This is a genomic window from Chryseobacterium sp. FW101-FHT12H09, from assembly GCF_058790395.1.
In genome coordinates this window covers 1,019,301-1,037,176 of the sequence record NZ_JBYTCP010000001.1, presented here as the reverse complement: position 1 = coordinate 1,037,176, position 17,876 = coordinate 1,019,301, and the positions used below count along the sequence as shown (strand labels likewise).

The 17,876-nt window shown below is 33.4% G+C and carries 20 protein-coding genes; 7 read left to right on the top strand and 13 right to left on the bottom strand.

Features of this window, described 5'->3' with window-relative positions:
* Window positions 1–63: 63 nt before the first annotated feature.
* A complete protein-coding gene (locus AC3WRL_RS04735; protein ID WP_261511119.1) occupies window positions 64–687 on the bottom strand; it encodes a TetR/AcrR family transcriptional regulator in 624 nt (207 codons plus the stop codon).
* A 92-nt stretch (window positions 688–779) separates the two neighbouring features.
* On the opposite strand from AC3WRL_RS04735, the gene AC3WRL_RS04730 reads away from it, so the two are divergent.
* Both AC3WRL_RS04730 and AC3WRL_RS04725 read left to right on the top strand, forming a co-directional pair.
* The gene (locus AC3WRL_RS04730; RefSeq protein WP_285439799.1) at window positions 780–911 is read left to right on the top strand and encodes a hypothetical protein; all 132 of its coding nucleotides are present in this window, start codon (window positions 780–782) and stop codon (window positions 909–911) included.
* On the top strand, window positions 904–1,287 hold the full coding sequence (locus AC3WRL_RS04725; RefSeq protein ID WP_492329833.1) for a hypothetical protein: 384 nt from the start codon (window positions 904–906) through the stop codon (window positions 1,285–1,287). Before AC3WRL_RS04730 ends, AC3WRL_RS04725 begins: the two co-directional genes overlap by 8 nt.
* On the opposite strand, the gene AC3WRL_RS04720 is transcribed toward AC3WRL_RS04725, so the two are convergent.
* A complete protein-coding gene (locus AC3WRL_RS04720) occupies window positions 1,284–3,662 on the bottom strand; it encodes an outer membrane beta-barrel family protein (RefSeq protein ID WP_492329832.1) in 2,379 nt (792 codons plus the stop codon). The genes AC3WRL_RS04725 and AC3WRL_RS04720 overlap by 4 nt on opposite strands.
* Window positions 3,663–3,803: 141 nt before the next feature.
* Here AC3WRL_RS04720 and AC3WRL_RS04715 point away from each other — a divergent pair, with 141 nt between their 5' ends.
* Together AC3WRL_RS04715 and AC3WRL_RS04710 are read left to right on the top strand one after the other, a co-directional pair.
* Window positions 3,804–4,400, top strand: a complete 597-nt coding sequence (locus tag AC3WRL_RS04715) for a Crp/Fnr family transcriptional regulator (protein ID WP_492329831.1) — start codon at window positions 3,804–3,806, stop codon at window positions 4,398–4,400.
* Between the two features lie 62 nt (window positions 4,401–4,462).
* Window positions 4,463–5,473, top strand: a complete 1,011-nt coding sequence (locus AC3WRL_RS04710) for an NAD-dependent epimerase/dehydratase family protein (RefSeq protein WP_492329830.1) — start codon at window positions 4,463–4,465, stop codon at window positions 5,471–5,473.
* A gap of 20 nt (window positions 5,474–5,493) precedes the next feature.
* Here the strand turns inward: AC3WRL_RS04710 and AC3WRL_RS04705 are convergent, their stop codons facing one another.
* Window positions 5,494–6,159 (bottom strand): hypothetical protein, encoded by a 666-nt coding sequence (locus tag AC3WRL_RS04705; protein ID WP_214832840.1) that lies wholly within the window; start codon window positions 6,157–6,159, stop codon window positions 5,494–5,496.
* A 202-nt stretch (window positions 6,160–6,361) separates the two neighbouring features.
* Between AC3WRL_RS04705 and AC3WRL_RS04700 the strand changes: the two genes are divergently transcribed.
* Both AC3WRL_RS04700 and AC3WRL_RS04695 read left to right on the top strand, forming a co-directional pair.
* The gene (locus AC3WRL_RS04700) at window positions 6,362–6,925 is read left to right on the top strand and encodes a TetR/AcrR family transcriptional regulator (protein WP_261511124.1); all 564 of its coding nucleotides are present in this window, start codon (window positions 6,362–6,364) and stop codon (window positions 6,923–6,925) included.
* Window positions 6,926–6,963: 38 nt separating this feature from the next.
* Window positions 6,964–8,361: an MFS transporter gene (locus tag AC3WRL_RS04695; RefSeq protein WP_492329829.1), complete on the top strand. Its 1,398-nt coding sequence runs from the start codon at window positions 6,964–6,966 to the stop codon at window positions 8,359–8,361.
* Between the two features lie 23 nt (window positions 8,362–8,384).
* Here AC3WRL_RS04695 and AC3WRL_RS04690 read toward each other — a convergent pair whose 3' ends face one another.
* From AC3WRL_RS04690 to AC3WRL_RS04680, 3 genes are all read right to left on the bottom strand, one after another.
* Window positions 8,385–9,491, bottom strand: coding sequence for a TlpA family protein disulfide reductase (locus AC3WRL_RS04690; protein ID WP_261511126.1), 1,107 nt, complete (start codon window positions 9,489–9,491; stop codon window positions 8,385–8,387).
* A gap of 120 nt (window positions 9,492–9,611) precedes the next feature.
* Window positions 9,612–10,412 carry a 4-hydroxy-tetrahydrodipicolinate reductase gene (gene dapB / locus AC3WRL_RS04685; RefSeq protein WP_492329828.1) on the bottom strand — a complete coding sequence of 267 codons (801 nt, stop codon included), beginning with the start codon at window positions 10,410–10,412 and terminating at the stop codon, window positions 9,612–9,614.
* A 30-nt stretch (window positions 10,413–10,442) separates the two neighbouring features.
* A complete protein-coding gene (locus tag AC3WRL_RS04680) occupies window positions 10,443–11,594 on the bottom strand; it encodes an Atu1372/SO_1960 family protein (protein ID WP_492329827.1) in 1,152 nt (383 codons plus the stop codon).
* A gap of 69 nt (window positions 11,595–11,663) precedes the next feature.
* Here AC3WRL_RS04680 and AC3WRL_RS04675 point away from each other — a divergent pair, with 69 nt between their 5' ends.
* Entirely contained in the window at window positions 11,664–12,476 is an 813-nt protein-coding gene (locus AC3WRL_RS04675; RefSeq protein WP_492329826.1) for a helix-turn-helix domain-containing protein, read from the top strand.
* On the opposite strand, the gene AC3WRL_RS04670 is transcribed toward AC3WRL_RS04675, so the two are convergent.
* The 7 genes from AC3WRL_RS04670 to AC3WRL_RS04640 all read right to left on the bottom strand — a co-directional run bounded on the left by AC3WRL_RS04670 (window position 12,473) and on the right by AC3WRL_RS04640 (window position 17,791).
* Window positions 12,473–12,772 carry a hypothetical protein gene (locus tag AC3WRL_RS04670; RefSeq protein WP_214832826.1) on the bottom strand — a complete coding sequence of 100 codons (300 nt, stop codon included), beginning with the start codon at window positions 12,770–12,772 and terminating at the stop codon, window positions 12,473–12,475. The two genes, AC3WRL_RS04675 and AC3WRL_RS04670, sit on opposite strands and share 4 nt — an antisense overlap.
* Window positions 12,773–12,782: 10 nt before the next feature.
* Window positions 12,783–12,965 carry a PaaI family thioesterase gene (locus AC3WRL_RS04665; protein ID WP_492329825.1) on the bottom strand — a complete coding sequence of 61 codons (183 nt, stop codon included), beginning with the start codon at window positions 12,963–12,965 and terminating at the stop codon, window positions 12,783–12,785.
* Between the two features lie 49 nt (window positions 12,966–13,014).
* Window positions 13,015–13,185 (bottom strand): hypothetical protein, encoded by a 171-nt coding sequence (locus tag AC3WRL_RS04660; protein WP_214832822.1) that lies wholly within the window; start codon window positions 13,183–13,185, stop codon window positions 13,015–13,017.
* Between the two features lie 8 nt (window positions 13,186–13,193).
* Complete coding sequence (locus AC3WRL_RS04655; protein WP_214832821.1) at window positions 13,194–14,150, bottom strand: bifunctional helix-turn-helix transcriptional regulator/GNAT family N-acetyltransferase; 957 nt, start codon at window positions 14,148–14,150, stop codon at window positions 13,194–13,196.
* A gap of 193 nt (window positions 14,151–14,343) precedes the next feature.
* Window positions 14,344–14,544, bottom strand: coding sequence for a YqaE/Pmp3 family membrane protein (locus AC3WRL_RS04650; RefSeq protein WP_214832818.1), 201 nt, complete (start codon window positions 14,542–14,544; stop codon window positions 14,344–14,346).
* A 47-nt stretch (window positions 14,545–14,591) separates the two neighbouring features.
* Window positions 14,592–15,671 carry a serine hydrolase domain-containing protein gene (locus tag AC3WRL_RS04645; RefSeq protein WP_492329824.1) on the bottom strand — a complete coding sequence of 360 codons (1,080 nt, stop codon included), beginning with the start codon at window positions 15,669–15,671 and terminating at the stop codon, window positions 14,592–14,594.
* A gap of 251 nt (window positions 15,672–15,922) precedes the next feature.
* Window positions 15,923–17,791, bottom strand: coding sequence for a M1 family metallopeptidase (locus AC3WRL_RS04640; RefSeq protein WP_492329823.1), 1,869 nt, complete (start codon window positions 17,789–17,791; stop codon window positions 15,923–15,925).
* Between the last annotated feature and the right edge of the window lie 85 nt (window positions 17,792–17,876).

Below are 17,876 nucleotides of genomic sequence, written 5' to 3'. Positions count from 1 at the left end.
TTAGGAGTTTTTTTTGATCATTATTCTATATGGGAAAATTATTCCTTTTCTAATTATCATTGACTATTTATTTATGTAATTTAATTTGTATAATTCCTGCTGTTCCGGATTCAGTAGCGGATAAAATAAATTCATCTGTATAAGGCTATAGTGCTTTATTGCTTCGTCTTTTGGCAGCTTTAAAGTGATGCTATTATGGGTAACCCAATTATCGGCGATAATAAATATCTGTGTACTAAGGTTTTCTATAATAAAATCAGGAAGGTTCTCCTGAAAAACTTTGTTTTTCTGGAAGTCCGAAAAAATAGTCTGAAATTCATTTTTTCTGCCCATTGTGATCTTTTCATATTGAGCTTCTATTTGGGGGATCTTTTTTAAAATATCAACAAAATTGAGAAAAATAAAACGGTAAGAGTAGAATATTTCATACGTATGAAAGGTGAAATCAAAAAGACTTTCTAAGGTTTTAACTTCAGCTTCATTCAGGTTATTCATCATTTTATCCATCTCAAGTATTAGTTCCGAAAAAATAACTTTTATAATATCTTCAGAATGTTTAAAATGATAATGCAGATTTCCAGGACTAATATTTAGTTCAGCAGCAATATGTCTTGTAGTTATGTTATTATAACCCTTTTCATTAAAAAGACGAAGCGCCGTTGATATGATCTTTTCCTTGGTTTTCATGATTCAAATATAAGGGAGATTTTCTTATTATTCTTAGAATTAGAACATTTGTTCTAATTTTTATATATTTGCATCATAGAAATCAAAATATAATGGAAGGGAAACAAAAATTTGATTACGAAGCAGCTGATGTTGAAAAGAAAGATGAAAAAGATATTCAGGAGATTGTAGTTAAAGTTCTGCAGGTTATTTTAGGAATTCTTATGGCGATCTTACATGCTTAAGGAATATAAGGTTTCAAATTGGTTTTTACTGGGTTTGTTATTTTGGCTAACCATTATTATTTTGCGAAGAAATGGTATTATTATTCCCTGGATAAATGATTATTTTACTGATCTAATGACCATGCCGATGTATTGCTATCTGATCCAGTATATCATGAATAAAATAATGGGCTTCCAATGGAAACCCAATTTAAAATTTATCATTACATCGACTTTATATTTATCGGTTCTATTTGAAGTAGTTTGTCCTTTAATTTCTAACAGGTTTACTGGAGATGTTTTTGATGTATTGGCTTATTTTGTGGGTGGAGTGGGATATTCTTTTTTAAATAGAAAAGAAAAAAAATATAAACTATTACCTCCGAAATTTTATTAATTACCACCATTTCCACCTGCTCTGCTTGATTCTTCAAAATTTACCTGTTTCGTAGCTCCTTTTACATCATTATTTCCAAATTTATAGGTTACAGAAAGGTACACATTCCGGGTAATTCCTTTTGAATAATACTCTACATTATAATTAGGATAATATTCTATTCCTCTGTCACGATTGGTATTTAATAGGTCGTTTACATACAAATTGATCATAAGATTTTTCTGCATAAGATTTAATTTTACTCCGGTATAAATAGAAGAATTCCCATAGTAATCGGTATTTCCATCTCTGTTGGGTAGATAGCTCCATAACCCAAGCATCAATGTGACTGTTTTCTCTTTGTTTAAGAAGAAGTTATTGTCCAGATTTAGATTTCCTCCAAATCCTCCTGCTGCAGCTACGGCTTCAGGAAGGTAAGATTTCGATTTAGCATAAAAACCGTTTACAAAAACATTGGATTCCAGCCATTTTAATTTGTTATAGTTATAACTGATATTAATTCCTGCCTGATCTTCATTATAAAAGTTCTTTACGATATTATATTTAAGATTGTCCTGGACTACCTGAATTCTGTCCCAATTGTCTTTATTATAGTTATAATATAATGTAACGTTGAAATTATTTTTCAGAACATATCCGAATTCGAAGTTATCTGAAAATGAAGGAAGGAGATAAGGATTTCCGGTCTTATACTCAAATTCAGAAGTATAATATTTGAAAGGATTTAAATTTCCAAAATAAGGACGGGTAATTCTTCTTGAATAATTTAAAGAGAAAGTATTATTTTCATTGGCTTTATAGCTTAGATAAGCTGTAGGAAAAAACTTTCCGTATTTGATCTTTGCCGAAGAATTATCATTTAATGATACACCTTCCAAAGTGGTGTATTCGTAGCGAAGTCCTGCTTTGGCATCCCATTTATCATTAATTTTAAAACTTGTGGAAACATAAGCAGCATAATTCTGCTCATTATAATTGAATGTATTTGTTCTTTCTTTATTGATTATAAACTGACCGTTTTCGATATTAAAGAAATTAAAATCGGAATTGTTTCTAATAGTAGTATACTTTAAACCGGATTCTGTTTTTATTTTTGAGAAGCTTTTTTCTAAATCAGCCTGTCCGGAGTAAATTCGGTATTTGCTTATAGGATTTGTAAAAGTTGAAACTGTATTGTCGGTAACTGTATTATAGAAATTTTTTGCATCCGAGTTATTAATCAGTAGATTGGCTGATAAACTAAGCTTACTCCCCGAAGTATCGAGCTTTATATCATAAAAAGCATTGGTATTGTGAACGTTTCTATGGTTTTTATTTTTACTGTCTGAGAAAAGGTTTAGTTTTCCTGTTTCATTGAAAATAGAAGTGTAATTTTCAGCTTGTTCTAAAGGATTACTAAAGGAATAATTATAATTGAACCCAACAAGGTTTTTTTCATTGATCTTATATTCACCTTTAAGGTTTCCACCCTTGTATTTGTAATTATTTGAGTTTTTTGTATCGGTGTTCCAGTAGTTTGAATTGGTAGTTCCTGTAAGATAATTGTAAGCATTATTCTCCCAATAATTATCTCCTGCAGATAAATTGGCTGTCAGTGATAATTTATTTCCCTGATAATTAAAACTGGCTCCACTTCTTGTACTCACTGTGGGCCGTCCATAATAGTAGCTTCCAGAGGTTTGTAAAGAACCATTCCAGCCTAAATTTGTATTTTTCTTTAAAACAATATTAATCAATCCGCTTTTGCCTTCTGCTTCATACTTTGCTGGAGGTGTAGTGATCACTTCAATTTTAGCAACATCATCAGAGCGTAATGTTTTTAGATAATTAATAAGCTCCTGTCCGGATAAATTTAAAAGACGGTCGTTGACCATAATGGCAACATTACTTTTTCCTGCGATAGTAATGGCATCATCCGTAGCACGGACCATTGGAGTCTTGGATAGTGCTTCCACAACATCGATCCCCTGGGATGCCACGGAACTTTCAACATTAAAAACCAACCGATCGACTTTTCTTTCGAATAGTTTTTTCTTTACCGTAACGGTTACTCCTTCTATCTTCTGTTCTGTAGGTGGCGCTCCTTTTAATTGAATGTCTTTTTTCAGATTCCCTGTAATACTTATTTTTTCACTTTCAGTTTTTATACCATCTTGTATTATTTCCAGTAAGTAATTTCCATTCTTTTTAAGAGCAATTTTAAACGCACCTTTTTCATCCGTAATTGCAGAAAATTTTTCATTATCTTTTGTAACAAGTATCTCTGTTTCTGCTGCTGGTTTATTTTCCTTGTCGGTAATAATCCCTTCAATGCTTTGTGCAAAAATAAAAGAAGAAGATAGAATACATAAGAAAACAATTATCTTTCGGGTCATGTGCGATAGTTTATTCTTAAGACAATTGAATTAAGAGAGGTATTACATACGGATTCAAAAAAAAGTATTGGATATCTACTTAGTCGATTAATTTATTTTATGGTAGAAGTTTCTACATTTAAATTAAATTTGTTTTATAAAATGATATTTGTAAAATTGGATATGCACAAAAAGCTTTTAAAATACATAGAATCAGCTTACCATTTCAGTTCATATGAAAAGGCAATGATTGAGGAATATTTTGAACCTGTTATTTATTCTAAAAATACAATCATTGAAGAAGAAGATAAGATTCCGCAGTATTTATATTATATTGTTTCAGGTTACTTAAGGCTATTTCATTTTAACCAAGATGGTAATGAAGTTACCACTCATATCAACTGTCCACCAGGTTTTTTTACCTCTTACTTTCATTTTATCAACCAAACCCGATCAAAAGAAAATATTGAATGCATCACTGCATGTAAACTTTTACGGATTACAAAGGAAAACCTTGACCGGCTAACAGATAAAAGCAGTGGAATGAAGGATTTTAGTATTTCTGTATTTCAAAAATCTATCGCTTACAATGAAAATCGTTCGCGAGAATTGTCTGCATTAAGTGCTGAGCAACGCTATCTAAAGCTTATTGAAGACTATCCTGAGATCGTTCAAAATGTCCCTGTTCAATATATTGCGTCTTTTTTAGGGATGAAACCGGAAAGCCTAAGTCGAATCCGCAGGAAATTAATTAACTAACAAAAGTCAAGTGAATAGGGAATAAGGAGGCTGAACTTTGTATCATTAAAAAATCAAGAAGAATGATACAAGAACATCTAAGCTTAGTCTCAGGAGCTAACGGACATTTAGGCAACAATTTAGTAAGATTTTTGCTAAAAAATGGAATTCCAGTAAGGGCGACAGTAAGAAATAGTAAGAATAAAAAGCCCTTTGAAGGATTAGATTGCGAAGTGATCGAAGCAGATATTACCGATAAGGTTTCATTTATAGAAGCACTTCAGGGAGTGGAGACCTTTTATGCCGTAGGCGCAGCTTTTAAATTATGGGCAAAAGATCCTAAAAAAGAAATCTATGATGTTAATATGTTGGGGACCCAGAATACTATTGAAGCTGCTGCTGAAGCGGGTGTTAAAAGAATTGTTTATGTAAGTTCTATTGCAGCTCTGGATTATACAAAATTACCCACCCGGGAAGATTACGGATATAATCCTGATCGGAGAAATATGTATTACAATTCTAAGAATGATGGTGAAAAGCTTGCATTTGAATTGGCTAAAAAACTAGGGATAGAATTGGTTTCTGTTATGCCTTCTGCAATGATAGGAAGTGAATCTTTTTTGCCTTTGAATGTTTCCTACGGAGTTCTAAAACTAATATTAAATAAAGAAATTCCGGTTGATACAAAGATAACACTGAATTGGATTGATGTAAAAGATGTAGCAGAAGGCTGTTACCTTGCAGCTCAAAAAGGACGCAATGGAGAACGGTATATTCTGGCGAATGAAAAATGCATGACCATAACCGATACAACGATTCTGGCAGATCGGCTTTTTCCCCAACTCAAACTCAAAGTGCCTTCTTCTGTTCCTAAATTTTTATTGTACGCGATCACTGGGATAATGGAGCTTTTTGCTAAATTAAATGACAAAACTCCTGTTTTGACAAGGAAAGATATAGCTATGTTTTCAGGCTTACAACAAAATTTTGATATTTCTAAAGCTAGAAACGAACTGGGATTTAATCCTAAAGACCCTGAAAGTGCGGTTAAAGAAGCCCTACAATATTTAATGGAACATTACAAAATGCGATGAAGGGAGAGAATTCCATCTCCCTAAGAGTTTTGGAGTTTGATGATACATCCTTTATAAAACCTGGTTAGATCATACAATTCATTGAAATAATTATATAATATATCCCGATAGGGAATTGATTTTTTTTCTGCATCCTGAAGAGTTGCTTTAAATTCATCTTCAGCAAAGGAATACAATGTTTTATAATCAGGTTTTAAATAATCCATTAATTGAATATTTTCACTTTCTTTATTATGCAACTGATTCATAAGTCCTGTGAAAAAAATTCCATAGATTAAAAATTGACTAAAATTATCTGCATTGAATTTATAGTGTAAAGTATTTTTAGAATGCCTTTGATAGTCGGAAATGATTTGGTTGAAACTCCTTACATCCTCTGTAGGGATTTCATAAAACTGATCTATCCCATGAATGAATAGTTGATTTATCACTTCCTCTTCACCATTACTATCTCCTGGATTTTCATCTTTATATTCACTTTGAAACCAACGAAAGATACTACAGAATTCTGTTGGGGTTAGATCTTCAATGTTTTCTTTTACTTTGGTTTTAATGATCTCTAAACTGGTCTTTCGATCTTCATCCAGATAGCCGAGAACGATGTTTTCTTCGCCACAAAGTTTTTTATATAAATTAATCTTGGCAATAGTTGGATTGGTTTTTATGAAATAAATTTCTCCTGCCATAATTTTGTATAAAAATATTAATGATAATTAACTACCGTAACTAAAGGTACAAATATGTCATGATATATTATGAATATATTTAAGGGATTTATATGCGATGCTATATTCTCTGTACTTCTCATATTCTTTTTGCCTATAAATTTAATATTTAAAAATAGATAGACTTATCTATTTTTTATGTAGATTTGTGAAAATTATTAGAATGCAAAAGGAGAAAGTAAGAGACCGTATTATCAGAGTTGCGTCAGATCTCTTTTATAAGCAAGGTTTTAACTCAACCGGAATTAATCAGATCATCGCTGAAGCAGATATCGCAATTGGTTCATTATACAACCACTTTTCATCTAAAAATGAACTTTTAAAAGCTTATTTAATTAAAGAAGAACTAAAGTGGTTCAGTGGATTTGAAGAACATTCTTTAAAAATTGTTTCATCGAAAGATAAAATATTTGCTTTAATAGACTATCGTAAAAAGCTTCAGACCTCTTCAAAATTTGCCGGATGTCATTTTATTAAGATCAATGCTGAGATAGGGGATAGCAATCCTGTGATTTCTGATTTTGTTATGCAGCATAAAGAAAAACAGCAGGCAATGATCAAGGAATTGGTCATTCAGTATAATGCGGAGGGTGGATCTGTAAATACAGATGAGATAACGGCTAATATACGTCTGCTTTTAGAAGGAGCTGTTGTGATTTCTACAATTCATAAAAATACAAATGCATTTGATCAGACAAAAAAAATAATTCAAGGCTTATTGCCTTAATTTTTTTATAATTAAAAAAATAGATATATCTATCTAAAATGAAAAATAATACTTTTAAATTAATAGTGATCCTTTTTGCTCAATTGCTCACTATTATGGATATTTTTATCATTAATGTTTCCATTCCTTCTATTCAGAATGATATTAATGCGACTAATGGAGAAATGCAGCTGATCATTGCTTCATACCTCATTGGTTTTGCTTCGTTTCTGATTACTGGTGGGAGATTGGGAGATCTGTATGGAAGAAAGAAGATATTTATAATTGGATTGTTCTTTTTTATGATAAGCTCTATAGCATGTGGACTATCTTCCCATTCAGTATTGCTTATGATCTCCAGATTTGTACAAGGGGTTAGTGCTGCATTGATGTCTCCTCAGGTCTTATCCATGATACAGATTTTTTTCCCAGATCATGAAAATCGAACCAAAGCAATGGGATGGTATGGCATTACCATAGGTATTGGGACATTATCCGGGCAGTTTTTAGGAGGATATTTTTCATCACTCACTTTCATGGAAGAATCATGGCGTCTTATTTTTCTGATCAATATTCCGATTTGTCTCTTAGCCATCTTTTTAGGGTGGAAAGTTCTGGACGAATCTAAGAATAGTTTAGAAAGCAGTTTCGACTTTATGGGTATTTTCTTATTAGCAACCGGACTTTTTTGCTTTACCTATTCGCTTACAATGATGGAACATGATAATGAGAGAATGAAAAATATTCTTTTACTCGGTGCATCCACTGTTATTTTGTTCTTTTTCATTAAAAATCAAAAAGCGAGAATGGAGCAGACAAAATCCTATTTAATAGATCTTAAACTTTTTGAATTTAGAAATTTTAATATAGGAATTATTGCTGTTTCGTTTTTCTTCATCATGCTAGATTCTTACTTTTATATTCTGTCCCTTTTCTTTCAGGATGGATTAAAGATCAGTCCCCTGCACTCAGGAGAAATTATTGTTTTTCAGGGCCTGGGATTTATTTTAGCATCTATTGTCTCACCAACACTGATATTTAGGTATGGAAAGAGATTTCTGATTTTTGGATTGACAATAATTATTTCAGTTTTGATAGCGCAGGGTTATCTGTTCTCTAAACACTCTTCCTTTTTGTTACTCTACATACTGCTTTTTATTCATGGATTGGGAGTGGGTTCTATTATTCCTTCGCTGGCTAATATTGCATTGTCAGGGATTCCTGGAAAATTAGCAGGAAATGCTTCTGGGGTATATGTTACGTTTCAGCAATCTGCTGCCATCTTAGGGATAATTCTGATAGGAAGTATATTCTATTATTTTCTTGGCACAAAACCTTTATTTATAGATTATCAGAAGGCTTTTATTGCTGCCTTATTTACCAATATTCTGTGTCTGATCGTTGTGATCATTTGTATTTGGAGAACACCAGAGGGGCTTTTGCTTAAAAAAAAATGACAGCTTTAGAGCTGCCATTTTTATTATTGAATATACTTTTCTATTTCTGTTGTAATTTGATCCAGCTCTCCAAATTTTCTGGCTATGATCTTTCCATTTTGATCCACGAGGATTTGTAATGGATAGCCTGTAGCATGAAGCTTTGTGATAAATTCTTTATTAAGATCAAAATAGTTTTTCCAGGTTACTTTATTTTCACTTAGAATTTTATTTGCCCGATCCATTCTTTCTTTTACAGTATCATCTGCAACACTTATAAATTGAATTCCCTTTCCTTTATAGGTTTCATATAAATTGACCAATTTTGGCAGGTCTTTAATACAGGGTTTGCAGGTGGTTGCCCAATAATCAATTAATGTAAGTTTATAATCAGAGAAATTGGAAGTGTTTATTTTATCAGAAGAATTAAGCTTTAGGTCAGGAAAGTTTCCTCCTACACCCGTAGAATTTTCTAATTTTAATACTTTATCAAATTCTTTATAGCCGAATATTCCTTTTATCTTTTTAGAGAATAATGGCATATTCTCTATATAACTTCTGTTAAATCCATACTTTGAAAAATCACTTACAATTTCCCAAAATGCTACATACGAATTGGGATTTTTAATAATATAGTTTCTTAGTAATTTCTGTTTATATTCAATATCTCCAGCATCATTATCCTCAAATGGTTTTAATTTTTTATCAGCTAATTCAAGCTGTTTTTTTAATTTTTTATATTCTGCATTTGTTGGTGTTTCTGAGCCAGAAGTAAAATCCAGGTTTTTATCATTTATTTTAATGGTATAGTCTCCTTTTTCAATAAAGAAAACATCAGATCCATAGGCTCCATTTTCAATAGCATTGAAATAACTGAAAAGTATGGGTTGTGGATATTCTATATATCCTGTTATTGTATTTTGATCATGAATCTTAATAAAAGCAGCACTAAAGCTTTTCATAAATCTCACATTCTCATCAGGATGTATGGTAAGATTATAAAGCATATGGATATCTCCCATACCCATTAAAGGTGCAATTGAAATTGAATCCTTCTCAAACATGGGAGCACTGATATCCATTTTGAAATTAGTTTGAGAATAAGCTATACTGAAAGACAAAAGAAGTAAAAATTGTGAGATCCTTTTCATGTATACATTTTAATTTTGTACGTTAAATATAATATTATTATGGATAATATTTCCCGTTTTTTTGAATGAAAAAAGAGACTTATAAGTCTCTTGATTGTATATTTTATTTTGAAATGGAGTTTAGAAATCCATCACAGTATCCAGACCTCTACGAAGACCTTTAAATGTTCCTATTTTTTCAATAGCCAGTAAACCTCCTTTTACATATGGTTCTGCACTTGTCCCGGAATCATGTCTTATTGTTAATCTTTCGTCTTTTAATCCGAAAATAGTTTCCACAGCAATTACATACCCTGGAAGTCGCACAGAATGAACATGAACTCCCTCCATATCTGCACCTCTTGTTTCTTTTTCACCAATTAATTGATCAGTAGGAATGTGAACGGTTGGCTTCTGAACCTGTGCAAGACGATGTGCCAATTCTCTTACTGTTCCACTTGGAGTATCAATTTTAAGCTCATGGGCATAATCAATGATTTCGTAATTCGGGATGTATTTAGCGGCAATTTCTGCAAATTTTTGTAAAAGAACGACCGTAATAGCAAAGTTTCCTACAGCCAAAACGGAAGTGTTGTTTTCAAGAGCTGCTTTTTCTATTTCTGCGTAATCTTCACTGGTTAGTCCGGAAGTTCCCACGATTACTTTTTTACCTCTTTTTAAAACTGCCAGAATATTAGCCTTGGCAATATCGGGTTTTGTATAATCAAACAGAACATCGAAATCCACAGTATCAAGTGCTTTTTCAATACTGTCAAATACAGGAATCTCCTCATTTCCTAAATCAAGGATCTCAGCCAGATTTTTCCCGTTATTGGATCGGGATAAGCCACCAACTAATTTCATTCCTTCCTGCTTAAAGATACCTTTGCTTAGCTCAGAGCCTGCCCATCCGGTAGCTCCTGCAACGAATACTTTGATCATGATTTTTTTGTTTAAGTTAATTAATATTTTCTATTCTACTTCGAAGATAGCCTGAATTTCTACAGAAGAGTTGACAGGAATTGAAGATGCTCCAAAAGTGGCTCTGGCATGTTTTCCTTTGTCCCCAAAGACGTCTACAGCTAAATTGGAAGCCACATTCATCAGATCAGCATGTTTTGTGTAATCATCTTTTGTATTAAAAATTCCGGTTAATTGTACACATCGTTTTACACGATTGAGATCCCCACCTACAGCTTCATTCAGAACAGACAGGACATTCAGCATTGTTACTTTTGTGGCCTCTTTTACCTGTTCTTCAGTAAGTGCCAGGCCCAGTTTTCCCGGATTTATAATTTTGCCATCTTTTAAAGCTACCTGATTGATAAAAATAAGATTTCCCGAACGTACGTAAGGCTGATAATTTCCTGCAGGCTTGGGTACTAGAGGAAGAATGATTTGCTTTTGTTTCAGAACAGTGTTAATATCTGCTGATTTTTCAACAGCAGGATTGATGACAGCTGTCTTGTTCGAAAAAGTACCTTTCAGAGCCAACGCCACTTTTGCAAAGTTTTCACCCTGTAACCTTGCTATATAACGTTCACTTTCACTCGGACGCTCAACATTTTTTACGGAAGCAAGGCTTGTTACTCCAAGAACAGTGTTTCCTTGTGGTGTGTTTTTATCAACATTTTCAACACCACGGATTCCATTAGAAACCAAAACCATTCCGTGAACGGCTAGGCTGTTCCAAAAAGACTGAATAGCTAGTTCTTTTCCAGCTCCACTTCCTGCAGACATAAATACAGTAGCAGGCATCCCTTCTAAAGAATGGTTGGTCCATAGGCCAACAGTTTTTGACAAAAACTCACTCATTCCTGTACTGATATTTCCAAAGTAAATAGGAGATCCGAATGCAATCCCATCATAGGATGTAAGTTCTTCAACAGATGCAACAGGAATGTCTTTAAGTTTAGGATTGGTAGAGGCTTTTACCTGCTTGATGACAGCCTGTGCGTTTCCTTTGCTTTCAATCCCTTTTGATATTTCTTTTGCCAATTCGTAGGTTCCGCCATTATCTGAATAGAAGAGAACTAATACCTTAGCTTTATGTTCTTGTGCAGTCATAGATTGGGTCATTATAAGCAGTAAAAAGATAGAGATGATCTTGCTTAATTTTTTCATAATTTTTTAAGTCTAATATTCAAATACAAAATTAATAATGTCGTTTTTATTAAATTTGCCAAAAACAATATGCAAAACGCCAAATTGAAATGTGGACTGATAGAAGAGAATAGAGGTTTCTATAATGATGCCATCTCAAAAGATGCGTATGTATGGTATGAGAAGAGCTGGCAACATGATGACTATAAACATATACATGAAAGAGCTCAATTGACCTATGTGGAAGAAGGTTATCAATATTTGCATATTGAACAGAAGATCTATCTTGTTCCTAAAAATCATGTGATCTGGATTCCATCAGGAATAAAGCATCGAACAACATCTGAAGCAAAAACTGTAAACCTGATGGTCATTCTTTTTAAATCAATATTAAAAGCCGATTTTTTTAAAGAAGTACATGTTTTTGCGGCACCTCCGGTTTTAAAGGAAATGCTTTTATATGCTTCAAAATGGAATAAGTTAATAGAAGAAGATGAAGAACAGACCTTGTTCCTAAAGGCTTTACTAAACAGCTTACCTAATTTTTGTAATGAAAGCCGGTTTTTAGAAATTCCTGTTCCTGAAGACCATCGGTTAATTCCGGTCTGTGACTATATCAACACGCATTATCAGGAAAGCCTGAACATCGATGATATGGCTGATTTAGCAAAAATGTCGGTAAGAAGTTTACAAAGGATATTCAAAGAAGAAACGGGAATTACACTTCAGAAGTATGGGCAACTGATAAGGATTTTAAAAAGCGTGGAACTGATCGATACAAAACAATATACACTCAGTGAAATTGCTTTTAAAGTGGGATACAAAAGCCTGTCAGCATTTACTTCATCCTATGCTTCTATTATGAAAGAAGGACCAAGGGTGAAAAAAGAGAGTAATTTTTAATCTCCGTAAGCTATTAATCCACTGTGATACTTATCGGCAAGATCCAATAGTAGTACTATTTTTTTAACATCAGTATCCGATTCCAGTTTATTATCTGAGATTGTTTGGCGGATTAATTGTATAACAGAACGGCTCAATCTGAAATCAGAGTAATAATCCAATTTTCTGTCTATAATTCCTTTGTTCTGCAAATTACCAAAGGTTATGTCATCCAGATCGCCAACAAATTTTAAATCTAGCTTTTCAGGATAACTTGGTGTCGGTTGGTCATCTTTAATAGAATAAAAATCTAACATAATAATGGTGTTATGGTACTATGGCAATCATGGTTGCCGTCATTTTAGCGATTAATCTTTCTTCTGTTTGATCATACATGTAGCCTTCACAAATGGTGAGCTTTTTTCCTGACTGTAGAACTTTGCCTACTGCAATAAGTTTATCAGTGTTTGCAGGTTTTAGTAAATTGATTTTAAACTCTACACTCAGCACTTCAGCATTTTCAGGCATCAGCGTTAAAGCAGCATATCCACAGGCGCTATCAGCAATACTGGGTTGTTACTCCGACATGAAAAAATCCATGTTGCTGGCTAAGCTCTTCAGAGAATGGACAAACTATTTTTACGAGTCCTTTTTCTACTGTTAGAAGTTGAGCTCCTAATGTTTTCATTAGTCCCTGCTTCTCAAAACTTTCCTGTATTTTTTCGTACATGATGATATCTATTTTTTGGTTACCTCTAATTCCATCTGAATATTGCAACGTTTATAAGGAGACGTTTGTCCAAAGATCTTTTCAAAGCCTAACTTATAATAAAGATTAATAGCCGGTTCCAGAATAGTGTTACTTTCTAAAAATATTTTTGAAGCACCAAGATCTTTCGCTGCATTAATGATAGCCTGACCAAGAAGTGAACCTATACTTTTTCCCTGAGCCTTGGGAGAAACGGCCATTTTAGCCATTTCATAATCATATTCGGGATGATCCATTTTAATTAATGCACAAACACCAATAGGTTCATTTTTGTATAGTGCTACAAATATCTTTCCTCCCTTATCCAGAATATATTCTTTAGGATGATCCAAAGCTTTATAGTCGGCTTCCTCCATTTCAAAATAAGTTGAAATCCATTCTTCATTCAACGCTTTAAAAGCAGCCTGATGTTCAGGTGCATATTCTACAATTTCTACATCCTTACTTTCTCTTTGTTTTTTTTGCTCCTGTACTCTTTTTAATAAGGACTTTTTTTCTAATAAAAGTTCCCATTCTTCGATGGCTTCCCAAAGATTATGTGTTGCTTCATCCAGTAATTTTTCAACGGCTGCATCAATATCCTGACATTGCACTTTAATCTTTTTTGAAAGTTGTGTTCCTTTATCCGTCAATCCCACAACATTTCTGCGCTTATCTTCTGATGCCAGGTTCTGAACCAAACCGGCCTTTACCATTTCCTTCACGATTTTTGTAATAGAAGGTTGGGAGTGTCCGATCTCATCTGCCATTTCTGTAATTGTTTTTTCACCTTCTTCTGCAAGAATAAAAAAAACAGGAAACCATTTTGGTGAAAACTCTACACCATACAACTCATAGATCTTGGCCGCGTCTTCAGTCATTTTAGCCGTTAAAACTCTTAATCTGCTTCCTAAGGCCATTTTGCCTGTTTTATTAAATACATTCATTATTATAAAGTTAATTATATAACTGGTTATGCAAATGTATTGATTTGAATTTATTCAGCAAAATTTTATTGATAAAAAATATGAATAAAGCAAAACACATCTTATTTAGCCTTTGAGAAAGACTGAGTAAGATGTGTTTTGATGAGATGTATAATTTAAAATTGAATATTAAAATTCACTTTATTGAGGATCATTACCTTTGATTTTGTCTAACTGCCCGAATCAGTTTTTCATTTCGTTTATCTGCTCTTTCATTGTTCAAAGATAAAGCAGCCCAAATTGCTGCAGGAATCCAGCCGATCAAAGTGATCTGTAAGATAAGGCATAAAATTCCGGTTAATACTTTTCCACGAACGATGAAAGATAAAAAGGGAAGTAAAATAGCTAGTAACATGACGATAAGATTTTTAAATGTTGATATTTAGTGTTTTTAATAAATTTTTATTTTTTTGTATTTTCAAGAACTAATTTAGCAATATTTCTTGTAGCCTCTGTCGGAGAATGGCAATCACAATTGCTGAATCCAGTTACGTAGATATCCTCAGATGGAATATGCACACCCATTGATTTGAATCCAAAAATACTGCCTCCATGTTCTCTGATACCGATTCCGTTGATATCCTTAAGATGCCAACCGTAACCGTAAGTAAATTCTTCACCATTATTCAAATGGTATTTTTGAAACGCTTTTTTGGTTTCCTGGGAATTGAGTAAAATGTTTTTATTTAAAGCATTTTGCCATTTCACCATATCATCTGCCGTAGACATTAACGAACCTGAAGAAAAAGGAACACTAAAACTGATAATGGTTTTGTTAACATAGCCAGATTCTTTTTTATGATATCCGTAAGCCCTTTTCGGAATTACTTTTCTATCTGAAGCATAATAAGAATGACTCATTCCAGCTTTATCAAATATGTTTTTTTGAATAAAATCTTCATATGTATTTCCTGAAATTAATTCTATCAGATATCCTAACACTACATATCCGGAATTGTTATATTCAAATTTTTCTCCCGGAGCAAAATCAACAGGCTCATTCTTAAAAAAATCAACCATCATTTCGGGCTTCATTTCTTTTTGAGCAATGCCTGATAAGGATTTCATTTTAGTAAAATCTTTGATTCCCGAAGTATGGGTCAGTAAGTGATGTAGGGTGATCTTGTCTCCAGATGGATAATCTTTGATGTACTTAGAAACAGGATCGTTTACATTAAGTTTCCCTTCTTGCTCCAGGATCAGAATGGCTATTGCCGTAAACTGTTTGGTCATAGAACCAATCTGAAATACATTATCCGGGTTTAAATTGACATCAAGTTCCAGATTTGCTTTACCAAAAGCTTTTTGATACACTTTCTTACCTTTTTGAGTGACCGTGAATACACCACCAGGACCTTTAGGGTCATTAAATTCTTTTAGAATTAAACTATCGATCCTATTTTCCAAACCTTGTCCAAAAACAATACAAGAGAAGAATAAAAGGAGTAGGGTAAGCCATAAAAAAGTTTTGTTTGAGTTCATAGTTATATATTGTGTTATGCAAAGATATAATTTATTTCTATTACTATGCAATACAATGTAGTTAATTTTATTTTTTCTCAAATTGATTAATAAAAAATGGAGACTTTATCACTGTAGAGTCTCCATTAAGGTATTTTGATTGAAGTACAATCTATTTTTTTATTGTTGACAGTAATTCATCTGGTTTTTCAAAAGTTGCAATCATTCCCTGCTCCATTCCCATTTCCATAACGGTTTCAAGAAGGTTAGATTTAATTAATGCTTTTTGTATTATCTTCCGGACTATAATCCATAAAAATTCCACCGTCAAGTGTGATGGATTTTATTTTTTTTACCGAGTCAAGATTTACTTTCGTTTGTCTTTGGTTTTTTTCCCAAACTGCCGGTGAAAAATGAGTTCTTGTGTTGGTACCATCCTCATTTAAGATAATGACATCAAAAGGAATAGCGAATCCACCCTCGTTCTCAATAATCACAGTAACTTTCTTACCAGATTTTTTCGCAGTAGTGATTTTCAAATCGATATAATGGTTGCTGAAAAGCCAATTGTTCCAGAACCAGTTCAGATTTTTTCCAGAACCAGTGTTCATAGAATAAAAATAATCCCATGGAGTAGGGTGTTTTCCATTCCAATCATTGATGTAGTGATGAAGCGCTTTTTTAAACAGAGTGTCACCAAGATAGTCCTTCAGAGCCAAATACGAAAGTGAGGCTTTTCCATAGGTGTTATTTCCATAAGCGTTTCCACTCAATTGTGTACTCATGGAGATAATTGGTTGGTCTTCCTCAGCCGAAGGATCATTGATCCAATTTTTTACATTGTACTTCTGATAAATCTTTTTTGACGTTTCTTCACCATTTTCACTTATTCCGATCAAATATTCAAAAGTGGAAGCCCAGCCTTCATCCATAAAAGCATAACGGGTTTCATTAATTCCCATATAGAACGGAAAGTAGGTGTGAGCTACCTCATGGTCCAATGTCAAACGGGAATCTATAAGGTTATCGGGAACACTACTATCATTGACCATCATTGGGTATTCCATATCTGCAAAACCTTGAAAAGCGGTCATTACAGGGTAAGGATATTCAATACCCGGCCAGTTTTTATAAAACCAGTCCATGTCATATTTCATCCAGTCTGTATATTGCTCAAAATCTTTGGCTCCGGTTTTATAGGCGGTTTGTACACTTACCCGTTTCGTTTTTAAAGGAACACTGGAGGCATCCCATACATAGTGATTGCTAAGAGCAAAACAAAAATCTGTAATATGATCAGCTTTGAATTTCCAGGTATTCCAGTCTTTCTGTTGGGTAACACTTCCTGATTGCATTTCTTTGGAATCAGCGACGTGCAAAACTTGATCACTTGTCATGGATTGTTTGAATCTCTTTAATATTTCAGGTTGTAAAACTTCTTCCGGATTGAGAAGGTTTCCCGTTGCCCATACCACATAATTTTTAGGAGCAGTAATAGAAAAAGTATAATCATTAAAATCATTATAAAACTCCTGTCGGTTAATATGTGGGAGAATATCCCAGCCATTATAATCATCATATACAGACACACGTGGGTAAGAATAAGCGCAATACAAAGTATTGGAATCAATTTGCCCCTCCCTTCCACTCTCTACAGACAGGGGATATTGCCATTCTATCTGAAGGGAAGCCTGAGATTTGGGAAGCAATGGAGTTTTAAGTTTAAGGTCTTTAACGGTTCCCCATTCTTCGTTATTGACTTCGTATTTTATTCCATCGATGAGGATTGATTTAATCTCCAGTCCTGATGTTAGAAAATCTTTTGAGACCAGTCCGGAACGGGGAGCTTCCGGTTTGTGCAGATTGTTGACAAATCGGATGGCGATAACTTTTAAAGTATCCGGGCTGTTATTGGAATATTGAATCGTTTCGTTGCCAGAGACTACTTTGCTTATGACATTCACTTTCGTCTGGATGTTATAAATTCCTTTATTCTGCCAATAATGTGAACCCGGAGCTCCTGAAAGCGAGCGGGTCTCTTTTTTATAGGCTTTTCTGATATTTCTTGGAGTATATAGATCTTGTGCAAATAGCGTGTAGGAAAAACACATAAGAAGGAAAGGGACAATGTATTTTTTCATGAATTCTGAATTATTTATTAAAACAAGTAGCTTCTTTAATTTCAGAGTTAAAATTAGCTTTTTTATTGGTCAAAAAGTATCTCCA